The sequence below is a fragment of the Acidobacteriota bacterium genome, assembly GCA_040756905.1.
Taxonomy (GTDB): domain Bacteria; phylum Acidobacteriota; class Aminicenantia; order JBFLYD01; family JBFLYD01; genus JBFLYD01.
In genome coordinates this window covers 1-4,563 of record JBFLYD010000064.1, presented here as the reverse complement: position 1 = coordinate 4,563, position 4,563 = coordinate 1, and the positions used below count along the sequence as shown (strand labels likewise).

The following is a 4,563-nucleotide window of genomic DNA, read 5'->3' as shown; positions in this document are numbered from 1 at the left end:
AACTGAGAAATGGCATGATTTACAAATGGAGAAAAGAGTTTAGAAAAAGCAAAAACAATCCTTTTCCTGGCAAAGGCTCAAGAAACACAGAGAAAGCTAAAATTTCTCAGATGGAAAGACTTATTGGAAGAGAAGCCATGGAGATTGATTTTTTAAAAAACGCCTTAAGACACCTCAAGGGAGAAGAGAGTTAGTTTACATGTTAATAGAGGAGTACAGAGGACACCTTCCAGTTAGAAGAATGTGTGAGCTTATGAACGTAAGTAGGAGTGCTTATTACAACTTTAAAAACAAAGATTGGCCAAACAAGGATCTCAAAGACTTAGCTCTAAAAGAAGAAATTGAAAAAGTAGCGCTTTTTCATTCAGGTTATGGCTCAAGACGCATAACTTATGAGCTTAGAAAAAGAGGAAAGCTCATCAACCACAAGAAAGTTTTAAGACTTATGAGAGAGCTAAGGTTAACTAAAAAGAAAAAGCACAGAAAGCCAAATGAAAACTTAACTCATAATCTACCAGTTTACCCAAATTTAATTAAAGATTTCTTACCCTCAGATATTAACCAGCTCTGGGTAGCTGATATCACTTACATTCGTCTAAGATATGGATTCTGCTTTCTATCAGCTATACTGGATGCTTTCTCGAGAAGAGTAGTTGGCTGGGCTTTAAGAGATAACCTTTCAGCAGAACTTGCTCTTTCAGCTCTTAGAATGGCGCTTATTCGTCGAGTTATAGGTCCTAGACTTATCCATCATTCAGATCAAGGCGTTCAGTATGCCTCAAAAGAATATGTAAATCTGCTTAAAAGCCATGGCATTTTAATATCAATGAGCACTAAAGGATGTCCACAGGAGAATGCCATGGCTGAAAGCTTCATCTCAACAATTAAAAAAGAGGAGGTGTATCTTTCAGAGTATGATAACATAACTGAAGCTTTAAACTGTATGGGTCACTTTATTGAAGATCTTTACAATAGAAAGCGTCTTCACTCATCAATTGGTTATCTATCGCCAGTTGAATTTGAAGATAGGTTGGGAAATGAGTTATATATTGAAAATGTGTCTTAATTTAGTGTCCACTTTTAAGGGTGCACTCCCTCCTATCACTCTCAATTCCTCCCCTAAGAGAAAGAAAAGAAGATATCCTCCCTCTCACTGAATTCTTTCTTCAAGAAGAAAAAGATGAGAAAAAAAGAGATTACTTTCTCACAAAAGAAGCAAAAACCATCCTTCAAAACCATCCCTTCCCGGGTAATGTCCGTGAGCTAAAAAACATAATAAAGAGAGCAGTGTTTTTGACAGAGAAAGAAAAAATAGATGAAGAGATAATAAAGAAATCAATCTCAGAACCACAGATAACAAAGAAAAGAGCAAAAATATCCATAGGTGAAATTAAAAATGCCCTTAAAAGATTCAACGGAAATAAAACAAAAGCAGCAGGGGAATTAGGGATAAGCAGAAGATATTTATACAAAATATTGGAGAAAATGTGAACTAAAAATAAGTTCACATTTTAGTTCACACATAAAAAACCTAATAATATCAATAAAAAATAAATACTGAGATAAAATAAAAATAGACATCTCTGTTCAGAAATATTTATAATATCTAAAATTATCAACGAATTTTAATTAGTTCACAATTGGTTCACAGAATGTTCACACTTTCATAGAAAGTAATAAAATCAATAATAAACTCAATTTTCATTCCTAAAAAACAATTTACAAAATATATTAGATGAAAATTAATAAATTCTAACTTATTGATAAATAAAGATAATCAATTTTGGCATAGGATTTGCTAAAAATTTAATGAAGGGAAAAGTATTTTATGAATAAAAGATTTGATAAAGGAATGATTTAGAAGAGAAAGCGCACAGATAAAAAATGAAAAAAAGATTAATAAATTATCTAATTGGTTTTTTTGTGTTGTTTATTTTAATTCAATCTGGATTGTTAATTTATCAAAATAATAAACTGAAATCCCAAATAAAAACTCTAAAAACCTCTGCTCCTCATCTTTTAATAGAAGAAAATGCTCCTCAAATAAAAGCTATTGATTTAAATGGGAAAGAAGAAAATATTAATTTTAGCACTATAAATAAAAAAATCTTATTTTTTATTTTCTCTCCTTCATGTGTTCCTTGTGAGAAAAATTTTGTATTCTGGCAAAGATTAAATCTTAAGTTAAAAGAAAAAGTTCATGCAATGGCTATTATAATTGGTGAATTAGATGATGTAAAACTTCTTAAACAAGCAAAGAAAATTCGATTTCCTCTCTACATTCCTAAAGAAAAAGACAAATTCATTTCAAATTATAGGATTTCTAATTTTTCACAGACAATTCTAATAGATGAAAAAGGAAAAATTCAATGGATAAAAGCAGGTAATTTAGATGGTGATGATTATAACAGAATAAAAGAATTGGCATTAAGATGAAATTTTATAAAAGAAGGGAGGTGAAATAAGATGAATCTGAGAATTAAATCACTTATTTTAATTGGACTATTTCTTTTCTCAATGCTTGGCCTGACAACGTTGGTTCAAAATACAGTCTTTGCAAGTGCTTGTTGTGATTATTGTCTGGATTATTACTATAATGTATGTATACCAGGTTGTGCTCTTAATCCAAATTGCGGAGAAAACTACTGTAATAATCAATTAATAACCTGTATTGTGGATAATTGCCACGGCCAATGTGAAATTTAAATACTGAATTCCACCAGTCTTTAGATAGTGGATACTAATTCTTTACTGTACATAAATAAAATGCAGGTTGCTATTCTAACAAAATTAGAACGTCAAGTGCAAGCTGCTGGAGATGATAGCATGCAAATGAATTCGTTTAGCTCAAGCTATGGACAGCAGACTTTCCACATATGCTGGAAAGTCAAGTACTGTCATAAGATATTCAATTTCCAAAGAATAAAAAGTTTTTGTGAGCATGTCCTGAAACAGACCGCCCAGTTGCACAAGATAGAAATCAAGGAAATTGGTTTTGATGAAGACCATGTGCACTTGCTCGTTTCATTGAATCCAGCAATGAGCATTGCAAAGGCAATGCATCTGCTCAAGGTGGCAAGTGCCTACAAGATGTTCAGGGCATTTCCTTGGCTTAAGAACATTCTGTAGGGCGGTCACTTATGGAGTCCATCATACTACTTTGACTCTGTTGGCAACAATACTTATAATCTTCTAGAAAACTACGTCAGAAATCAGTAGAAGTCCACCGTATTTATACGGTGGTTATTTAAATTGAAGAAAAATATCAACATTAATATTAAAAGAAAGGGTTAGCATTTAATAAAAAATTTATTTAAAATATTTTCATATAAAAAAATGAAAAAAAGAGCGGGTGTGCTTTTTATAGTAGTAAATTTCATTCTTTTTTTTAACAATCTTCATATAAAAGCGGAAAAAATTAAATTTATAAAAAAATATGAGTTAGGATCAGAGGAAAAGAAAGAAGAGATATTTTTTAAAATACAGGATGTAAAAGCAGATAGAAAGGGAAATATTTTTATCTTAGATTATGGAAATAATTGTATAAAGAAATTCTCAAAGGAAAGAAAATTTTTAAAAGAAGCAGGAAGAAAAGGACAGGGCCCTGGGGAGATGATGAACCCCTTATCCCTAACAATTGATGAAAATAGGAATGTTTATGTTAGTGAGAGCTTGAATAATAGATTAAACATATATGACAATAATTTAAACTTTATAAACACAATAAAATTTCCTTCGTCTCGACCTATGTATATTTATATTAATTCACATGAAACATTGATAGGTCTCCAAGTTCCAAGAATCATTGGAGATAAATATTTTATTAAATTCTCAAAAGAAGGAAAATTAATTCAATCTTTTTTTGATGAATTTCATCCCTATGCACCAAGAATGAAATCACTTGGAAATATTCTGGAGCATATATGGGCTTTTCAATATCTTATCGGAAAAGCAAATCTGAGCCAGCATAAAAAAAGAATTGCATTTACCTATGAACGTCCTGAGAATCCTTACAAAATATATTTATTAGATACCGGTGGGAAAGTGATAAGAACCATTGAAAAAAAGATTAAAGATTTTAACCCTCAAGACCTATATGAGTTCTTCAAAGCTTCTTATAAAGATAAAAATAAAAGATACAATAAAGATTTTAAAAGCTTAGGAATAGTAGGGTTGCATTTTACTAAAGAAGATTTTTTAATCTCACAGATTAACGAGTGGTATACCCAGGAAGGGCACTCAGAGAATAAAGGTTATTTTTTAGATATATTTTCCCCTGAAGGAGATTTAGTTGAAGAAGGCATAAGATTTGCAGATAAAATTTTATCAATAGATAGAGAGAATAATGTTTATTCTCTGAGAGAAGATGAAGAAGGAATTCAAAAAGTAATTGTCTATTCTTTGAAGATAAATAAATAAGAGATTATCTGGAAAGTTTGGGAGTGCACCCCTAAAAGTGGACACTAAATTAAGACACATTTTCAATATATAACTCATTTCCCAACCTATCTTCAAATTCAACTGGCGATAAATAACCAATTGATGAGTGAAGACGCTTTTTGT

At 30.9% G+C, this 4,563-nt stretch carries 5 protein-coding genes and 1 pseudogene; all 6 read left to right on the top strand.

Annotated elements, in window-relative coordinates:
* The coding region (locus AB1410_11050; protein ID MEW6457234.1) for a hypothetical protein at positions 1 to 194 on the top strand (194 nt) is incomplete at its 5' end.
* A gap of 5 nt (positions 195 to 199) precedes the next feature.
* Complete coding sequence (locus AB1410_11045; protein ID MEW6457233.1) at positions 200 to 1,066, top strand: IS3 family transposase; 867 nt, start codon at positions 200 to 202, stop codon at positions 1,064 to 1,066.
* Between the two features lie 20 nt (positions 1,067 to 1,086).
* A complete protein-coding gene (locus tag AB1410_11040) occupies positions 1,087 to 1,491 on the top strand; it encodes a helix-turn-helix domain-containing protein (protein MEW6457232.1) in 405 nt (134 codons plus the stop codon).
* A gap of 393 nt (positions 1,492 to 1,884) precedes the next feature.
* A complete protein-coding gene (locus AB1410_11035) occupies positions 1,885 to 2,436 on the top strand; it encodes a redoxin domain-containing protein (GenBank protein ID MEW6457231.1) in 552 nt (183 codons plus the stop codon).
* Between the two features lie 330 nt (positions 2,437 to 2,766).
* Positions 2,767 to 3,219, top strand: a pseudogene (gene tnpA, locus AB1410_11030) (IS200/IS605 family transposase).
* Positions 3,220 to 3,336: 117 nt separating this feature from the next.
* Positions 3,337 to 4,419, top strand: a complete 1,083-nt coding sequence (locus tag AB1410_11025) for a 6-bladed beta-propeller (protein ID MEW6457230.1) — start codon at positions 3,337 to 3,339, stop codon at positions 4,417 to 4,419.
* Positions 4,420 to 4,563: the final 144 nt, after the last annotated feature.